The sequence below is a fragment of the Streptomyces endophytica genome (assembly GCF_026153355.1).
GTDB lineage: Bacteria > Actinomycetota > Actinomycetes > Streptomycetales > Streptomycetaceae > Streptomyces > Streptomyces endophytica.
Genome location: NZ_CP110636.1, coordinates 5,949,281 through 5,966,623, shown reverse-complemented (window position 1 = coordinate 5,966,623; position 17,343 = coordinate 5,949,281). Strand labels below are relative to the sequence as shown.

At 74.5% G+C, this 17,343-nt stretch carries 14 protein-coding genes; 5 read left to right on the top strand and 9 right to left on the bottom strand.

Annotation, left to right across the window (positions count from 1 at the left end):
• Position 1 precedes the first annotated feature (1 nt).
• A complete protein-coding gene (xylA, locus tag OJ254_RS26700; RefSeq protein ID WP_265364413.1) occupies positions 2–1,165 on the top strand; it encodes a xylose isomerase in 1,164 nt (387 codons plus the stop codon).
• 12 nt (positions 1,166–1,177) lie between these two features.
• Here the strand turns inward: xylA and OJ254_RS26695 are convergent, their stop codons facing one another.
• Positions 1,178–2,143 (bottom strand): acetylxylan esterase, encoded by a 966-nt coding sequence (locus OJ254_RS26695; protein ID WP_265364412.1) that lies wholly within the window; start codon positions 2,141–2,143, stop codon positions 1,178–1,180.
• Between the two features lie 440 nt (positions 2,144–2,583).
• Between OJ254_RS26695 and OJ254_RS26690 the strand changes: the two genes are divergently transcribed.
• On the top strand, positions 2,584–3,129 hold the full coding sequence (locus OJ254_RS26690; protein WP_265364411.1) for a hypothetical protein: 546 nt from the start codon (positions 2,584–2,586) through the stop codon (positions 3,127–3,129).
• A gap of 22 nt (positions 3,130–3,151) precedes the next feature.
• Here OJ254_RS26690 and mmuM read toward each other — a convergent pair whose 3' ends face one another.
• From mmuM to OJ254_RS26665, 5 genes are all read right to left on the bottom strand, one after another.
• Positions 3,152–4,072: a homocysteine S-methyltransferase gene (mmuM, locus tag OJ254_RS26685; RefSeq protein ID WP_265364410.1), complete on the bottom strand. Its 921-nt coding sequence runs from the start codon at positions 4,070–4,072 to the stop codon at positions 3,152–3,154.
• A 121-nt stretch (positions 4,073–4,193) separates the two neighbouring features.
• A complete protein-coding gene (locus tag OJ254_RS26680; RefSeq protein WP_423835967.1) occupies positions 4,194–7,205 on the bottom strand; it encodes a glycoside hydrolase family 2 TIM barrel-domain containing protein in 3,012 nt (1,003 codons plus the stop codon).
• Between the two features lie 135 nt (positions 7,206–7,340).
• On the bottom strand, positions 7,341–7,580 hold the full coding sequence (locus OJ254_RS26675; RefSeq protein WP_265364409.1) for a hypothetical protein: 240 nt from the start codon (positions 7,578–7,580) through the stop codon (positions 7,341–7,343).
• A gap of 56 nt (positions 7,581–7,636) precedes the next feature.
• Positions 7,637–8,989 carry an SWIM zinc finger family protein gene (locus tag OJ254_RS26670; protein WP_265364408.1) on the bottom strand — a complete coding sequence of 451 codons (1,353 nt, stop codon included), beginning with the start codon at positions 8,987–8,989 and terminating at the stop codon, positions 7,637–7,639.
• Positions 8,986–11,937, bottom strand: a complete 2,952-nt coding sequence (locus tag OJ254_RS26665; RefSeq protein ID WP_265364407.1) for a DEAD/DEAH box helicase — start codon at positions 11,935–11,937, stop codon at positions 8,986–8,988. The genes OJ254_RS26670 and OJ254_RS26665 overlap by 4 nt, the downstream gene beginning before the upstream one ends.
• A gap of 210 nt (positions 11,938–12,147) precedes the next feature.
• Between OJ254_RS26665 and OJ254_RS26660 the strand changes: the two genes are divergently transcribed.
• The gene (locus OJ254_RS26660; protein WP_265364406.1) at positions 12,148–12,330 is read left to right on the top strand and encodes a hypothetical protein; all 183 of its coding nucleotides are present in this window, start codon (positions 12,148–12,150) and stop codon (positions 12,328–12,330) included.
• Positions 12,331–12,453: 123 nt separating this feature from the next.
• Here OJ254_RS26660 and OJ254_RS26655 read toward each other — a convergent pair whose 3' ends face one another.
• Positions 12,454–13,236, bottom strand: a complete 783-nt coding sequence (locus OJ254_RS26655; RefSeq protein WP_265364405.1) for a hypothetical protein — start codon at positions 13,234–13,236, stop codon at positions 12,454–12,456.
• A 191-nt stretch (positions 13,237–13,427) separates the two neighbouring features.
• Between OJ254_RS26655 and OJ254_RS26650 the strand changes: the two genes are divergently transcribed.
• On the top strand, positions 13,428–14,324 hold the full coding sequence (locus tag OJ254_RS26650) for an oxygenase MpaB family protein (protein WP_265364404.1): 897 nt from the start codon (positions 13,428–13,430) through the stop codon (positions 14,322–14,324).
• 28 nt (positions 14,325–14,352) lie between these two features.
• Here the strand turns inward: OJ254_RS26650 and OJ254_RS26645 are convergent, their stop codons facing one another.
• Both OJ254_RS26645 and OJ254_RS26640 read right to left on the bottom strand, forming a co-directional pair.
• Positions 14,353–14,964 carry a class I SAM-dependent methyltransferase gene (locus OJ254_RS26645; RefSeq protein ID WP_265364403.1) on the bottom strand — a complete coding sequence of 204 codons (612 nt, stop codon included), beginning with the start codon at positions 14,962–14,964 and terminating at the stop codon, positions 14,353–14,355.
• Complete coding sequence (locus OJ254_RS26640; protein ID WP_265364402.1) at positions 14,961–16,448, bottom strand: purine-cytosine permease family protein; 1,488 nt, start codon at positions 16,446–16,448, stop codon at positions 14,961–14,963. Before OJ254_RS26640 ends, OJ254_RS26645 begins: the two co-directional genes overlap by 4 nt.
• A 246-nt stretch (positions 16,449–16,694) precedes the next feature.
• Between OJ254_RS26640 and OJ254_RS26635 the strand changes: the two genes are divergently transcribed.
• Complete coding sequence (locus tag OJ254_RS26635) at positions 16,695–17,309, top strand: GTP-binding protein (RefSeq protein WP_265364401.1); 615 nt, start codon at positions 16,695–16,697, stop codon at positions 17,307–17,309.
• The last annotated feature ends 34 nt before the right edge of the window (positions 17,310–17,343 follow it).

The window sequence follows — 17,343 nt, the reverse complement described above, 5'->3', positions numbered from 1 at the left end:
GATGCGCTACCAGCCGGTGCCCGAGGACAGGTTCAGTTTCGGTCTGTGGACCGTCGGCTGGCAGGGCCGCGACCCGTTCGGGGACGCCACCCGCCGCGCCCTGGACCCGGTCGAGACCGTGCACCGCCTCGCCGAGCTCGGCGCGTACGGCGTCACCTTCCACGACGACGACCTGATCCCGTTCGGCGCCGACGACATCGAGCGGGAGACGGCCGTCAAACGCTTCCGCCGGGCGCTGGAGGCCACGGGTCTGGTCGTCCCGATGGCGACCACCAACCTCTTCACCCACCCGGTCTTCAAGGACGGCGCCTTCACCGCCAACGACCGCGACGTCCGCCGCTTCGCGCTGCGCAAGACGCTCCGCAACATCGACCTCGCCGCCGAACTGGGCGCCCGCACCTATGTGGCCTGGGGCGGCCGGGAGGGCGCCGAGTCCGGGGCGGCCAAGGACGTCCGCGCTGCCCTCGACCGGCTCAAGGAGGCCTTCGACCTGCTCGGCCAGTACGTCGTCGAGCAGGGCTACGACCTGCGGTTCGCCATCGAGCCCAAGCCCAACGAGCCGCGCGGCGACATCCTGCTGCCCACCGTCGGCCACGCCCTGGCCTTCATCGAGCGCCTCGAACGCCCCGGCCTCTTCGGCGTCAACCCGGAGGTCGGCCACGAGCAGATGGCCGGCCTCAACGTCCCGCACGGCATCGCCCAGGCCCTCTGGCAGGGCAAGCTCTTCCACATCGACCTCAACGGCCAGAGCGGCGTCAAGTACGACCAGGACCTGCGCTTCGGCGCCGGCGATCTGCGCGCCGCGTTCTGGCTCGTGGACCTGCTGGAGACCGCCGGCTACGACGGGCCCCGGCACTTCGACTTCAAACCGCCGCGCACCGAGGACCTCGACGGCGTCTGGGCCTCCGCGGCCGGCTGCATGCGCACCTACCTGATCCTCAAGGAGCGCGCCGCGGCCTTCCGGGCCGACCCGGCCGTCCAGGATGCGCTGCGCGCCGCCCGCCTGCCCGAGCTGGCCCGCCCCACCGCCGAGGACGGCCTGGCCGGGCTGCTCGCCGACCCCACCGCCTACGAGACCTTCCGCCCGGAGGTGGCCGCCGCCCGCGGGATGGCCTTCGAGCAGCTGGACCAGCTGGCCATGGACCACGTGCTCGGCGCGTCCTGAACCGGCCGGGGGTCAGCCGAAGAGCCCGCGGACGAAGCCGAGTTCGGCGGCGCGCTGGTCGGTGCCGCCGGTTTCGTGGGCGTTGAACCGCCACACCTTCAGCTCCTTCTCGCCCGCGTAGTGGTGGTACGCGGCGAAGCCGGTGGACGGCGGCACCACGTCGTCGCGCAGCGCGGTCGCGAAGAGCGCCGGGGCGGTGGCCCGGACCGCGAAGTTCAGCCCGTCGAAGTGGTCCAGGGTGTCCAGGGCGGTGTCGACGTGGTCCCGGGCGCCCGCGAAGTAGCGGCCGAGCTCGCCGTACGGGCCGGCGTCGGTGACCTCGACCGCGCGGCGGATGTGGGTCAGGAACGGCGCGTCGATCAGCGCCCCGGCCAGGCCCGGGACCAGCCCGCTCATCGCCAGGGCGAGCGCCCCGCCCTGGCTGTGCCCGGCGACCACTATCCGCTCCTCGTCCACCTCGTCGTGGCCGCGCGCGGTCTCCACGGCCCGTACGGCATCGGTGAACAGCCGCCGGTAGTAGTGGTCGTCGGGGTCGAGCAGGCCCTGGGTCAGCCGGCCGGGGACGCCCGGGTTGCGGTAGCCGGCCGGGTCGGGGGTGTCACCGGGACGGTCCGGGCCGCTCTGCCCGCGGGCGTCCATGACCAGGGTGGCGTACCCCGCCGCGGGCCACAGCAGCCAGTCGTGCGGCCGCAGCCGGCCACCGCCGTAACCGAGGTACTGCACGACGCACGGCAGCGGCCCGGCGGCCGCCCGCGGGATCAGGAACCAGCCACGGATCGGGTGCCCGCCGAACCCGGAGAACGTCACGTCGTAGGTGCGCAGCAGGGCCAGCCCGGTGTCGAGCGCGGTGAACCGCGCGGCCAGGTCATGGCTGCGGGCCTCGGCGAGGGTGCGCTCCCAGAACGCATCAAATCCGGGCGGCTCGGGCAACGGGGGGCGATAGGTGCGCAGTTCGTCCAGGGGCAGGTCGGTGAACACGCGGAACCTCCGGGCCGTAGGGTGGCTTGCTGCCTGTCGCCAACGGTGCCCAGCGGACGGACATGTCAGACCCGGAGTGTTCCAGCTTGGTCACCGCCTCCCGTGAAACCCAGTAAAGAAGCGATCCTTTCCGTTATGAGCTTTCCGCCTCCGCCGCCCGGCCAGCCGCACCCGCCGAACCAGCCGCCCCCGACAACCCGGGCGGGTTCGGACCGCCGGCCGGCGGCTATGGCCCCGCCGGCCAGGGCGGATACGGCTCCGGCGGCTACGGCCAGCCGCCCGGCGGCAATCAGGCCCCCGGCGGCTTCGGACCGCCCGCCGGCGGCTACGGCCCTCCGGGACCGGCCGGCCCGGGTGGCCCCGGCGGCTGGCAGCAGCCGCCCGGCCCGCCCAACGGCGGCGGCAACGGCAAGCTCATCGCCGCCATCATCGGCGGTGGTGTGGTCGTGCTGGCCGCCGTCATCGCCGTCATCGCGATCGCCAACAGTGACGACGGCGGCGGTAGCAACCGCGCCCAGCCGTCGGCCAATTCGAGCACCTCCGCCACCCCGTCCGACAGCGCCTCCGCCACGCCCTCCGACGACCCCTACGCCTCACCCAGCAGCGACACCGGGAGCACCCCCTCGCCGTCCTCCGGCGCGCTCCCCTTCTACCTGCTGAAGGTGGGTGACTGCTACGACCTGGGCCCGGACGGCAACGGCATGAACGAGACGGCTTCCTGCAACGGCCCGCACGACGCCGAGGTCGTCACCACCCACCGCCTCGGCGCGGGCCTGACCAGCGAATCCGACATCAAGGACAAGGCGTCGTCGCTCTGCCGGGACGAGCTGGAGCGCAAGGCGTCCCGGCAGCCCGCCGGCACCGCCGAGGGCACCTACGTGCAGTACCCCAACCTCAGGGGCTACAAGCTCGGCTACAAGTCCGTCAGCTGCAGCCTGATGGGCAACAGCAGCGGCACCAAGAAGCTCACCAAGCCGCTGTCCTGAGCGCCGTCCGACCGGCCGGGTGTCAGTGGCCGAGGCCGGACGCCAGCTCCGCGATGGCGTCCGGCCCGACCCGGCAGCAGCCGCCGATCAGCCGGGCGCCGTCCGCGACCCAGCCGGCGACCCGGCCGGCGGCGAACTCCGGTATGCCGCACCACGCCCGCGCCTCGGCGTCCCAGCGCTCCCCGCTGTTCGGATACACCACCACCGGCTTGCCGGTGACCCGCGCGGCCAGCGGCACCGCGCGGTCCGCGTCGTCCGGCGCGCAGCAGTTCACCCCCACGGCGATCACCTCGTCCACCTCCGCCGCGAGGGCGAACGCCTCCGCCAGCGGCTGCCCGGCCCGCGTCGTGTCCCCGGCGACGCTGTACGACAGATACGCCGGCACGCCCAGCCCGCGCACCGCCCGCAGCAGCGCCCGGGCCTCGTCGGCGTCCGGCACCGTCTCCAGCGCCAGCACATCGGGCCCGGCCGCCGCCAGCACCTCCAGCCGCGGCCGGTGGAACCGCTCCAGCTCCGCCACCGACAGGCCGTACCGGCCGCGGTACTCGGAACCGTCCGCCAGCATCGCGCCGTACGGACCCGCCGAAGCGGCCACGTACAGCGGGCCGCTGGCGCCGCCCGCCCGCGCCCGGCCGGCCGCCTCGCGGGCCAGCGCCACGCTCCGCCCGAGCAGCTCCGCGGCCTCCTCCGCGCCGATCCCGCGCCGCGCGAACCCCTCGAACGTCGCCTGGTAGCTGGAGGTGATCGCGACCTGCGCCCCCGCTGCGTAGTACGCCAGATGCGCCCGCACCACCGCCTCCGGCTCCTCGGCCAGCAGCCGGGCCGACCACAGCGCGTCGCTCAGGTCGTGTCCGGCCGCCTCCAGCTGGTTGGACAGCCCGCCGTCGAGGACCACCGGCCCCGCGGCGAGGGCGTCGGCGAGCGTCGGGACCGTGCTGACCATGGTGCGAACCCTCCTGGTGTGCGGCCGGGCGGATCGTTTCCCAGCTCCTTCGGATCGTAGCTCCGCCCACCGACAATGCCCGTGGCCTGCGCCGACGGCGAGGCCGGAGGCCGCGGACCGCTCAGGACAGCGTCGCGAACACGAACGAGAACCGTGCCGGGGCGGCCTCCAGCCGGTACTGCGGCAGCACCCCCGGCCCGCACGACTGGCTGCCGATGCCGTGCTGCGCATGGTCGAGATGCAGCCACAGGGCCTCGCCGGGCCGCAGGTCCGGGGTGTGCCGGGCCGCGGTCAGCTCCTCGTCGGACCAGCGGCGGGCGGCGAAGGCGAAGTCCGGGTCCCCCTCGACCCGGAGGCCCGAACCGTCCGGCCGGGTCAGTTCGACCCAGCGCACACCGGGCCGGGAACCGTTCTCCTGCGGCCGGACGTAGGGCGTCTGCAGCTCCGCCACCGACCGCGACCAGCGCCCGGTGCGGGCGGCCGCCCGGGTGTCCGGATAGCCCTCACCCGGCCCGCCGCCGTACCACTCCGCCCGCCCCAGGCTCCCGCACACCGCCATCCGCACCCCGAGCCGGGGCAGCGGAACCGGCCAGTCGCCCTCCGGATCGACCGCCAACTCCAGCCGCAGCAGCTCGCGTCGGGCCGTCCACCGGTAGACCGCGCGCAGCGCGAGCGGGGAGCCGGCCGGGGCCACCCGGGTGCGCACCACCAGGGCGGGCCCGTCCGGTTCGACGGCGTCCACGCGGTGCCGCATCCGGTGCAGGCCGAGCCGGCGCCATTCGCTGGCCGGCCGCGGCCCGGGCTGCCAGGGCGCGGCCTCGTCGTTGTCGGTCGGCGCCCGCCAGACGTACAGCCGGGGGCCGCCGATCCGCACCCCGTCCAGATAGCCCAGCGTCCCGGTCGTGGCGTCGAACGTGCCCGGCCCGAGGACGATCACATTGCCCACGCCGCGGCGCGGGGTGGCGGTGGGTACCGGAGGCACGTAGGCCGGGCGCGGTACGGCCGGGAACTGGCCCCACGCGACCTCGTGCCCGGCCGGCGCCCAGGCGGTGTCGCAGGCCAGCACGGCCCGCACCGTCCACAGCGCCTCCTGGCCCTCGTCCCGCTCCTCCGCCATGTCCGGCAGGGCCGTCACGACCGACTCGCCCGGTGGCGGCGTGGGCATCTCCAGCCACCCGCTGCCGCACGGGTTGCCCGCCACCTCGTAACACCAGACGAACGAGAGGTGCCCGAGCCCGGAGAAGTCGTACAGATTGGTGATCCGGACCGTCTGCCCGCCGTCGTCACCCTCGGGCCCGGCCTCGATCCGCACCGGCTCGACGACCTTCTTCACCTCGGCCAGCCCCGGCGACGGCGTCCGGTCCGGCAGCACCAGGCCGTCGCAGACGAAGTTCCCGTCGTGCAGCTCCTCACCGAAGTCGCCGCCGTAGGCGTGGTACACCTCGCCGTCCGGCGCCCGCTGCCGCAGCCCGTGGTCGATCCACTCCCACACGAAGCCGCCCTGGCAGCGCGGGTACGTCTCGAACAGCCGCTGGTACTCGCCGAGGCCGCCCGGACCGTTGCCCATCGCGTGCGCGTACTCGCAGAGGATGAACGGGAGTTGACGGCGCCGGGCATCCAGCGCGGGGTCGTCCAGCGGCCCCTCGGTGCGCCGGCCGATCCGCTCCACCTCGGCGTGGTCGGCGTACATCCGGGAGTAGACGTCGGTGTCGGCGCAGCTGCGGTCGCCCTCGTAGTGCAGCGGACGGGACGGATCGCGCTCGCGCATCCACCCGGCCATGGCGGACAGTCCGCGGCCCGTCCCGCACTCGTTGCCCAGCGACCACAGCACGATGCTGGGGTGGTTCTTGTCCCGCTCGACCATCCGGCGGGCCCGGTCCAGCAGCGCCGGCTCCCAGCGCGGATCGTCGACCGGATTGTCCCGCCAGTCCTGCTGCCCGAACCCGTGCGTCTCCAGATCGCACTCGTCGACGACCCACAGCCCCAGCTCGTCGCAGAGGTCGAGGAACGCCGGGTGCGGCGGATAGTGGCTGGTGCGCACCGCGTTGACGTTGTGCTGCTTCATCATCAGCAGATCGCGGCGCATCACCTCGGGCCCGACGGTGCGCCCGTACCGCGGATCGAATTCATGGCGGTTGACGCCGCGCAGCAGGATCCGGCGGCCGTTGACCTTCAGCAGCCCGTCCTCGACACACACCGTACGGAACCCGATCCGCAGCGGGACGGTCTCCCCGGCGGTGATCAACTCCCCGTCGTACAACCGGGGTTCCTCGGCCGTCCAGGGCTCCACCGGTACCGTCGCGCTCTCCCCGGTCGCCAGGTCCAGCCCGAGCTCCGGCACGGTCACCCGCCCGGCCGGGGCGCACTCCACGCGCAGCGTGCCCCGGCCCGTACGGTGATCGAATCCCGCGTGGACGAAGTGGTCGGCGACCGCCCCCTCAGGGCGCCGATGGACGGAGACGTTCCGGAAGATTCCGGGCAGCCACCACTGATCCTGGTCCTCCAGATAGCTGCCGGACGACCACTGGTGGACCCGCACCGCCAGCACATTGCCGTGCGGCCGCAGCAGCCGCCCCACCTCGAACTCGTGCGGCAGCCGGCTGCCCTTGAAGTGCCCCAGTTCCTGGCCGTTGAGCCAGACCCGGGCGCAGGACTCCACCCCGCCGAAGTGCAGCACGGCCGGTCCCTCGCCCCAGCCCTCGGGCAGATCGAAGACGTGCCGGTGGTCGCCGGTCGGGTTCTCGTCCGGCACCCGCGGCGGATCCACCGGAAAGGGATAGGCGGTGTTGGTGTACATGGGCGCACCGAAACCCTTGAGCACCCAGGTGCCGGGCACCCTCAGCTCGGGCCACTCCGTGTCGTCGAAGTCCGGCCGGGCGAACGCCTCGTCCTCGGCGTCGGCGCGCGGCGAGAGACGGAACCGCCAGGTGCCGTGCAGCGAGATCCGCGGCGCGTCCGAGGACGGGTACCAGGCGCGCGGCGGCAGCGTCCCCCGGCCGGGCGAGCGGTCCTCGTAGTACGGGAGCCGGTCCGGTGCGGGACCCGGGCCGCGCGGCGCGGGGTCCGCCCGGCCGGACGTCGGCGGCTGGTCGTGCGGCGCATGCTGCGGCGGGTGCGGGGACGTCCCGGTCACTGGTCCTCCTGCTGCGGGCGACGTGCCTGGCGTCGGGGGGATCGCCCTCAGCGAATCACGCGCGGGGGCACGGCGCAGCCGGATGGCCGGATTCGGCGGCCGGGTGCTCCGCGTACGGGGCCCGGCCGCCCCGGATCAGCGGCCCGCCCGGTCGCGAACGGCACCTCGGCCGCGGCCGGTGCGCCCCCGGCCGGTCCGGCGGGACGCTGCCAGAGCCGGGTCCCGCAACAGCGGAAGCACCCCTTCCGCGAACCGGTACGCCTCCTCGACGTGCGGGGGCCCGGAGAGGATGAACTCCTCGATGCCCAGCCGGTGGTACTCCTCGATCCGCTCCGCCCCCTCCGCCTGGCTGCCCACCAGTGCGGTGCCCGCCAACCGCCCGAGGGCGGCGCCTGATCCGCACCCCGGGTTGGCACAGCTCGTCCCCCTGTTCAGCCCTCCGCCGACGCCTCCGCCAGCGCCGCCGCCGGATCGTCCGAGGCCGGGCCGGCCGGCACCCACTGCCCGCGCTCCTTCCGGTACGGCCACCACCGGCCGTCGCGCCCGTACCGCAGTTGGGCGGCGCCGCCGATCACCGTCCAGCGGTTCCCGGTGGCCCGCAGCCGGGGCCGGGTCCCGTCGTCGTCCCAGGCGGCCGCGAGCCGGTCGGTCGCCCGGGCCAGCGCCGCCGGATCCGGGGCCCACTCCTCCTCCAGCACCGCGAGCCCCGCCGTACCACCCAGCTCCCAGGCCCGTACGGCCCGCGCCAGGCCGCGTGCGTCCCGCCCCGAACCGGCCGCCAGCCGCGCCGAGACGGCCCGGTCCGGACCGGCCGCCGCCAGCCGCACCGCGTCCTGACCGGGCGTCAGCGCGGGCGGCGGCGGGGTGTCCGCATGCCAGGGCGAGAGCGCGTCCGCCAGCAACCGCTGGGCGCGCGCCGCCGCCTCGCCGATCAGGAACTCCAGCGCGGCCACGTCCACCCCCGGCGCGGGCGGGGTGCCGCCGCCGAGCACCGGCGCGGCGCCCGGCTCGTCGACCGGCGGGGGCGGCGCGGGCAGCGGCGGCAGGATGTCGCGCGCCGCGTACGCCTCGGCGGCCGGTACGCCCGCACCGGGACCCGCCGCCGGGTCCCCGGCCGCCGCGGGCACGGCGGCCCGGGCCGCGCTGCGCGCCTGCAACTCCCCGAGCAACTCCCGCTCGCCGCGCCCGCGCACCAGCAGCAGCACGAACGGGTCCTGGTCCAGCAACCGCGCCACCTGATAGCACAGCGCCGCCGAATGCGCGCAGTGGTCCCACGCCCCGCAGCTGCACTCCGCCTCCAGGTCACCGATGCCCGGCAGCAGTTCGATGCCCGCCGCGGCCGCGTCCTCCACCAGCGCCGGCGGCATGTCCCGGTCGAGAAGCGCCGCGATGTGCCCGGCCCGGTCCGCGACGAGATCGAGGAAGCGGTCCCAAGCGGCGTCGTCCAGCCGCTGCAGCAGCACATCGGACCGGTGCCGGCTGTGGTCCCGGTCCTGGACGACCGCGGTCAGCCGCCCCGGGCGCACCGAGACCGCGCCGACCGCACCGGCCCGGGCGTGCCGCCGGCCCAGCTTCAGCTGCCGGCCGTCCAGGGCGGTGTCCTCCAGCGCTTTGAGCCACGCCTGCCCCCACCACGTGCGGGCGAAGCCCCGGCCGCCGGGGGGCGGCAGCGCGGCGAAGGTCCGTTCGGCGTCCGGGGCGTGCCCGTGAGTGCCCTCCCCGGGTATGCCGTCCTCAGGGGCGCCGCCACCGTAGGTGCCGTCGTCGTCGAATGGTCCGGTCATCGCTCGCTCCCTCGCAGTGCCACCAGGTCCGCCAGCTCGGCGTCGGTGAGTTCGGTCAGTGCGGCCTCGCCGGTGCCGAGCACCGCGTCCGCCAGCTGCTGTTTGCGCAGCAGCAGGCCGGCGATCCGGTCCTCGATCGTGCCCTCCGCGATCAGGCGGTGGACCTGCACCGGCTGGGTCTGCCCGATGCGGTACGCGCGGTCGGTGGCCTGCGCCTCGACGGCCGGGTTCCACCAGCGGTCGAAGTGCACGACATGGCCCGCCCGGGTGAGGTTCAGGCCGGTGCCGGCCGCCTTCAACGACAACAGGAACACCGGGACCTCGCCGTCCTGGAAGCGGCGCACCATCTCCTCCCGGCGCGCCACCGTCGTCCCGCCGTGCAGGAGTTGCGACGCCACGCCGCGCGCCGCCAGATGCCCCTCCAGCAGCCGCGCCATCCGTACGTACTGGGTGAACACCAGCACGCTCGCCCCCTCGGCGAGGATCGTGTCCAGCAGCTCGTCGAGCAGCTCGACCTTCCCCGAACGTCCGCCGATCCGCGGCTGCTCCTCCTTGAGGAACTGCGCGGGGTGGTTGCAGATCTGCTTGAGCGAGGTGAGCAGCTTGACCACCAGCCCGCGGCGGGCGAACCCGTCCGTCCCGGCGATCTCGTCGAGCCCCTCGCGCACCACCGCCTCGTAGAGCCCGGTCTGCTCCGTGGTCAGCGCCACCGCACGGTCGGTCTCCGTCTTGGGCGGCAGTTCCGGCGCGATGCCCGGATCGGATTTGCGCCGGCGCAGCAGGAACGGCCGCACCAGCCGGGCCAGCCGGTCGGCCGCCGCGGCCGCCTCGGGGGACACCGCCGGACCGCCCTCGACGGCCCGCGCACACCGCGTGCGGAACCGTCCCAGCGTCCCCAGCAGCCCGGGCGTCGTCCAGTCCAGGATGGCCCACAGCTCGGTCAGGTTGTTCTCCACCGGGGTGCCGGACAGTGCCACCCGGGCCCGGCCCGGAACGGTCCGCAGGGCCCGGGCGGTCGCCGAGAACGGGTTCTTGACGTGCTGCGCCTCGTCCGCGACGACCAGCCCCCAGGCCACCTCCGCCAGCTTCCCGGCGTCCAGCCGCATCGTCCCGTAGGTGGTGAGGACGAACTCGCCGTCCGCCAGGTCGGCCAGGCTGCGGCGCCCGGCGTGGAACCGGCGCACCGGTGTGCCCGGCGCGAACTTCTCGATCTCCCGCTGCCAGTTGCCCATCAGCGACGTCGGGCAGACCACCAGCGTCGGGCCGGCCGATTCCGGGGCGGACTGCCGGTGCAGATGCAGCGCGATGAGGGTGATCGTCTTGCCCAGCCCCATGTCGTCGGCGAGACAGGCGCCCAGCCCCAGCGACGTCATCCGGTGCAGCCAGCCCAGGCCGCGCAGCTGATAGTCGCGCAGCGTCGCGCGGAGCGCGGGCGGCTGGGCGACGGGGCCGGCGGCGGTGCCCTCCGGGTCCGCGAGCCGGTCGCGCAGCCCGGCGAGCCACCCGGTCGCCTGCACCGCCACCCGGGTGCCGTCGCCGTCCTCGGCGCTCCCGGTGAGCGCGGCACCGAGCGCGTCGAGCGGGGTGACCTTGCGGTCCTGCCGGTCCCGGGCGGCCCGCACGGCCTCCGGGTCGATCAGCACCCACCGGTCGCGCAGCCGCACCAGCGGCCGCCCCGCCTCGGCCAGCCGGTCCAGTTCGGCCCGGTCCAGGTCCTGGCCGCCCACCGCGAACCGCCAGCTGAAGGAGAGCAGGGCGTCCGCGGACAACAAGGAGGGCGGCCCCGATTCCCGGCCGTCCCCAGGGCCTTCGGTATCGGGCGGCCCCACCACGGCGCGGCTGGTCAGCGTGCGCGCCAGCTGCTTCGGCCAGTGGACCTGCACCCCGGCCGCGGCCAGCGCCCGGGAGGCCGGGCCGAGCAGCTCGGCGACCTCCTCGTCGGCGAGCTCCAGCGCGTCGGGCACCGCCGCCGACAGCAACGGGCCGAGCGGCGCCCAGACCTCGGCCGCCCGGTGCAGCGTGCGCAGGGTGTCCATCCGCGCCCGCGGACCGAACGCCTGCCCCGCCGTCGACGCCCCCGCCCACACCTCGGTGGCATCCGCCACCAGCGTCGGATCGGTGAGGCTGTGCACCTGGAGGACCGCGCGGAAGGTGACCTGGCCATCGGGCGCCGGCGCGGCACCGTCCACCGGAACGCCCACCACCGCGTCCGTCTCCAGGCCCCGCGCCTCCACCCGCAAGGAGATCCGTACGCCGGCGTCATGGCCGGCAGCGACGTCCGCGGCCCAGTCCCGCTGTTCGGGGATGTGCTGCGGCGCGGCCGCCGCGAAGGCCGGAGCCCCGGTGGCCAGCGCCGCGGCGGGGGAGCGCGGCAGACCGTCCGCCACCGCGTCGAGGAACGCCCGTAGGTGCCGCTCCGGCTCGGGCAGCTCCACCGGGTCCGTCCCCGGCAGCGGGGTGGCGTGCGCGTACGGCGGCATCGCGGCGGCCAGCTCCCGCAGCCGTTCGAGGTCCGCCGCATCGAGCGGGCCCAGCCGCCAGGCGTCGTACCCCTCGGGGCTCACTCCGGGCAGCAGTCGTCCACGGGCGGCCAGCTGGAGCGCGAGGACCGCCGCGGCGCCCCAGAAGGCGGCGGCCGGATGGGTGGCCCGGCCGGCCCGCAACCGGGTGAGGACGGGCAGTGCGTCGGCCACCGGAAGCACCAGCGCCGGCACCTCGCCGACCTGGAGGCCGCCGTCCTCCTCCGGAAGTACGACGCCCAGGCTCTCCACCCCGGACCCGCTCCCGTCCGGGCCGCCCTCCTCGGTGCGGGCCGCCGCGACCGGCTCACCATCGGGACGCCAGAAGGCGATCCGCCCGGCTCGGGGCGGGTCCGACGGCAGGAAGACCGCCGGGCAGCGGGCGAGCCCGGAGAGCTGAGCGGGGGTGGCCGCACGCGTGGATGTCACGGGGATCCCGAACTCCTCAAGTTTGACTACTGGCGCCTGGAGCGCCCGAGGGTACCGGACGCCGGGCCTGAACGAGGAACGCGTGCACCCCTGGGCGGCGTCCGGCCGCACCCGGCAACCCGTGCGGGACGAAAGGGAACCCGCGGCGCGGAATCGGCGTTCAATGGAGTACGACAGAACGCGGCACCGGCCGCGGAAGGGGCGTGAAGGATGTCCACACAGGCGAAGGTCGCGATCGGCGGCGTCGCGGTGGGAGTGGTCCTGCTGTGGCTGCTGCCCTTCTGGGCGGCCCTCTTGGTCATGGTCGGCGTTCCGGCCGTCGCATATCTGACCCTCGACTCCTCCCAGCGCCGCCGCCTGCGCAGGGTCGGCCGCAAGCAGCTGGGACGCTGACGCCGGCGGGCGGGGGCGGGGCCGCGAGCCGGCCTGCCCGGGGCCCGGACCGCTCGGCGGTCCGGGCCGGCCGGTGATCCGGGCCGGTGGCCCGGGCGGCCGGCCGGGCGGAAGGGTGCCGGCTCAGACCGGCCGGGCCGCCAGCTCGTCCAGCGAGGAGAGCAGCCCGGGCAGTTCCGGCCCCCGGCCCACCGGATGCACCTCGCCGGGCTCCTCGTCCAGCAGCACGAACGCGATGTCGTCCGTGCGCGCCACCATGCTCCAGCCCGGCCCGTCGATCCGCAGCGTGCGCGCCTCGCCCGCCGCGAACGACGACCGCACACGCCCGGGCGGCGGCGGCTTCGCAAGATAGCCGCGGGCCTCCTTCAGCACCCGGCGCACCCCCTCGTGCGCCTCGTCCCCCGGTTCCGCGAACGTCACCTCACCGTCCACCTGCTCGCGCCACATCGCCCACTGCAGCGCGATCTCGTCCGCACCGAGCCGCCGTTGGGCCGGCCCCCACTCCTCCGCGTCCGGCGGGCAGAGCGGCGCCGGCTCACCCGCCTCCCGCTCCGGATCATGCGGTGCCGGCACCCCCGGCGCGGACACGGCGAGCGCCAGCGGCCAGCCCGGGAGCGCCGCGACGATGCTGCTCTCCCCGGGCGAGAGGTCGTACTCCATCCCGCAGTCCCACGCCGCGATGGCACAGGCCACCAGCGACACGTCCTCGGTCACCACGGTCCAGCGGGCACCGCCGCCGTCCTGCCCGAGGACCAGCCCGTAGCCCTCGGCGTACGGTTCGAGCCCGAGGCCCGCGCACACCTCGGGGTAGTCGTCCCCGAGCACGCTCGGGAACTGCCCGGGCGTCAGCAGCACCGCCGTCAGCACGAACAACTGGTCGTTGTCGGCGCTCTCGGTCGTGGGCACGCGGACCTCCCCTTCCCCATTCATTGCGGAGTACGTCGGCGCACCTTAATTGCCCCGTCGGGAGCTTGTCACCACTCCTACGCTGCGCTTATGCCTTCCTACAGTGTCCGGATCAGGCGATCTGCCCGGTCTGCCGGGCCGCCGGTCCGCCCCTAAACTGGGCGCTCCGGCGAGGGAAGGACGGTTGTCACGTGCGGCGCTACGACTGGCTGAAGGAGATCCGCAGGCTCGATCCCGAGCGCGACTTCTTGGCGATCTACCGCATCATCGCCACCCATGAGTTCCCCTGGGACCTGACCCGGGCCCTGGAACTGGCCCTCTACCGCACCTACGCCGTGCCGAGCATCGGCCGACTGCTCGCCGAGACCGCCGAACTGACGGACCGTACGCAGAAGCGCTACGACGACACCGCCCTCCTCCTCGACGCCGTACTGGAGCACGGCTTCGACGGCGAGGACGGCCGGACGGCCATCCGCCGCATCAACCACATGCACCGCAGCTACGACATCTCCGACGAGGACATGCGCTATGTCCTGTGCACCTTCGTGGTGATGCCCAAACGCTGGCTCGACACCTACGGCTGGCGGCGGCTGACCCCGCACGAACAGCATGCCATCGCCGCCTACTACCGCACCCTCGGCCGCCACATGGGCATCCCCGAACTCCCGGGGACCTACGAGGACTTCGAGCAGTACCTCGACGCCTACGAGGCGGCGCACTTCGGCTGGGACGAGGGCGCACGACGGGTCTCCGACGCCACCTTGGACCTGATGGCCGGCTGGTACGGCCCGCTCGCCCCGATGGTGCGCCGCGCGAGCATGGCTCTCCTGGACGACTCGCTGCTGGCCGCCTTCCGCTACGAGCGCCCCGCCCCGGCGCTGCAGAAGACGGTGCGCGGCGCCCTGAAGCTGCGCGCGAAGGCCGTCCGGCTGCTGCCGCCCCGCCGCACCCCGCACTACGCCCGCCAGAACCCCGAGATCAAGGGCTACCCGAACGGCTTCCGGGTGGCCGAACTCGGCACCTTCCCGGCCGCCCGGCGCCTCGGCGGCTGCCCGGTCCCGCACGGGGAGGACCCGGTGGCCTCCTGACCCCGGGTCCCACGGGCCGGGCCGCGCCTCAACCCCGGCGGACCGCCAACGCCAGATAGCGCGCGTCCCGGTCCTCGTACCGGACCAGCTCCCAGCCGCAGCGGGACAGCAGGGGCCGCAGATTCGGCTCCGCCCGGAGGTCGTCGGGGGTGAGGGCCCGCCCCTTGCGTGCGGCGAGGGCGGCCCGCCCGATGGGGTGGAAGAGCGCGAGCCGGCCACCGGGGCGCACGACCCTGGCCAGCTCGGTGAAGCCCGCCTCCGGGCCCGGCAGATGGGAGATGAGGCCGGCGGCGAAGACCGCGTCGAGCGCGGCGTCCGGCAGCGGCAGCCGGGTCGCGTCCGCGAGCAGCAGCGGTGCGTAGCGGTCCCGTCCGGCCCGTACGGCGGCCGCCAGCATCTCGGGCGTCAGATCGGCGCCCAGCACCGTCCCCTGCGGCCCCACGGCCTCCCGCAGCGCCGGCAGCGCCCGCCCCGTGCCGCAGCCGGCGTCCAGGACCGCCTCGCCCCGCCGCAGCCCCAACTCGGCGACGCCGGCGGCGTAGGCGGGGCCGTCGTCGGGGAACTTGACGTCCCAATCGGCGGCGCGCGGCGCGAAGAACGCCCGCACCTCGTGCGGCCGCTCACCGTGGTGGTCGGTCATCGGTCTCCTCCAGAGGTGTGACGACGGGCGCCGAGCGGCGCCGTGCAGGCGTACAGCACGCCGGTGACGGGCAGGGCCACCACGACGCCGAGGTTCATGGCGCCCAGCGGGCCCCGCGCGGCGCCGTCGGTGAGCAGGAAGCCCACCGCCGTGGCGATGTGGGGGTCGGCGGAGGTGATCAGGCCCAGTCCGACGACGGTGCCCACGACGAGCGAGAACACCGCCGGCAGGCCCAGGGCCGCCACCCGCACCAGGTCGAAGCCGGTGTGGCGGCGGCGCCACTGCTCCACCAGGAACACCGCCGACCAGGCCGACATCGCCACCCCGATGACGGCCAGGAACGCCTGGAAGGTCGCGAAGAAACTGGGCGACACGAACAGCACGTACCAGCCGCCGACGGCCATCAGCACACCGTCCACCAGAACGGCGAGATGCCGCCGGATCGGGATGCCCAGGGCCAGCATCGACATGCCGGAGCTGTAGATGTCCATGATCGCCCCGGAGGCGAAGCCCCCGATGGCGGTGAGCAGATACGGCACCAGGAACCAGGTGGGCAGCTCCGCCGCGAGCGCCCCCACCGGGTCGGCGGCCGCCGCCCCGGCCAGCTTCGGATCCCCGGCGTTCAGCACCACCCCGAACACCAGCAGCACCAGCGGCGGCAGCACCCCGCCGAGCGTGGTCCACCCCGTGATCGCCCGGCCGCTGCTCGTCCGCGGCAGATAACGGCTGTAATCCGCACCGCAGTTGACCCAGCCCAGACCCAGCAGCGTCATCGCGAACACGACGCCGCCGACGAACGTGCCGAGGCCGCCCGCCCGGACGTGCCCCAGGGCGGACAGGTCGATGCGGTCGGCCATCAGCACCAGGTAGACCACGGTCAGCACGGTGATCGCGGCGGTCAGGTACTTCTGCACCCGCATGATCAGCGCATGCCCGTAGATGCCGACGACCACGACCACCACCGCGGTCACCGCGAAACACAGCGCCTGCGCCGTAGTTGTCGGCGTGCGCGCGTCGGCCCGGGCGAAGACGCCGGGCGCGACGCGCGCCAGGATCGCCGCGCCGCCCAACGAGGACAGCGCGACCAGGACGGTCTCCCAGCCGACGTTGGAGACGTAACTGAACAGCGTGGGCAGCTTGTTGCCCTGCCGCCCGAAGGAGGCCCGGCCGATGGCCATGGTGGGCGCGCCGGTACGGGCCCCGGCTATCGAGATCAGCCCGACCAGGAGGAACGAGAGCACATAGCCGAGCGCCCCGGAGGCGATCGCCTGCCAGGGGCTGAGGCCGAGGCCCATGAGGTAGACGCCGTAGGCGATGCACAACAGGGAGAGCCCGGAGGCGGCCCAGGGCCAGAACAACGACCGGGGGCTGCCGTGCCGCTCGGCGTCCGGTACCGGATCGATGCCATGGCGCTCGACGGCACGGGCGGAGACGTCCGCCGCGGCGGACGGTGCGGCGCGCTCCTGCGACTGCTGCTGCGTCATGCCGACATGATCCCGCACCGGCCCCCGCTGTGGCGGTCCGATCCGTCTACCACGAATACGGGGCCGTCGGGCTTCCTGATCACAAGACTGAGCGGCTTTGCCGAATTCGGGGACATTCCGATCAGCGGGCGGTACGGTCCTCGCCATGGATTCGGACGGCGCTCTGCCGCCGAAGGCTCCCCTCGCCGAGCCGTGCATCCACATTCCCCGTGACGCGCAGGACCCGCATCCCTAAGGAGACGGCCGATGAACGCCGCACCAGGGGCCCCGGAGGGCGCAGCCCCGGACCCCGGCCCCGAACTGGCCCTGAAGATCTTAGTCGCGGGCGGTTTCGGGGTGGGCAAGACCACCCTGGTGGGCTCGGTCAGCGAGATCCGCCCGCTGCGTACCGAGGAAGGACTCAGCGAGGCCGGGGAGGGGGTGGACGACACCGGGGGAGTGGACACCAAGGCCACCACCACCGTGGCGATGGACTTCGGTCGCATCACCATCCGGGAGGGGCTCTCCCTCTACCTCTTCGGCACGCCGGGACAGGACCGCTTCTGGTTCCTGTGGGACGACCTCTCCGAAGGCGCACTGGGCGCCGTGGTCCTCGCCGACACCCGCCGGCTGCAGGACTGCTTCCCGGCGGTCGACTACTTCGAGCGCCGCGCGATCCCGTTCCTGGTCGCCGTCAACTGCTTCTCCGACGCGCGGTCCTACGGGGCGGACGAGGTGGCCCGCGCGCTGGATCTGGACCGCGGCACCCCGGTCGTCCTCTGTGACGCGCGGGACCGCGACTCCGGCAAGGAGGTGCTGGTCCGGCTCGTCGAGCACGCCGGCCGGCAGCACTCCCCGCGGACGCCGGTTCCGGTGGGATGAGTTGCGGACGGGCGGGGCGCGGACACCGGACGGC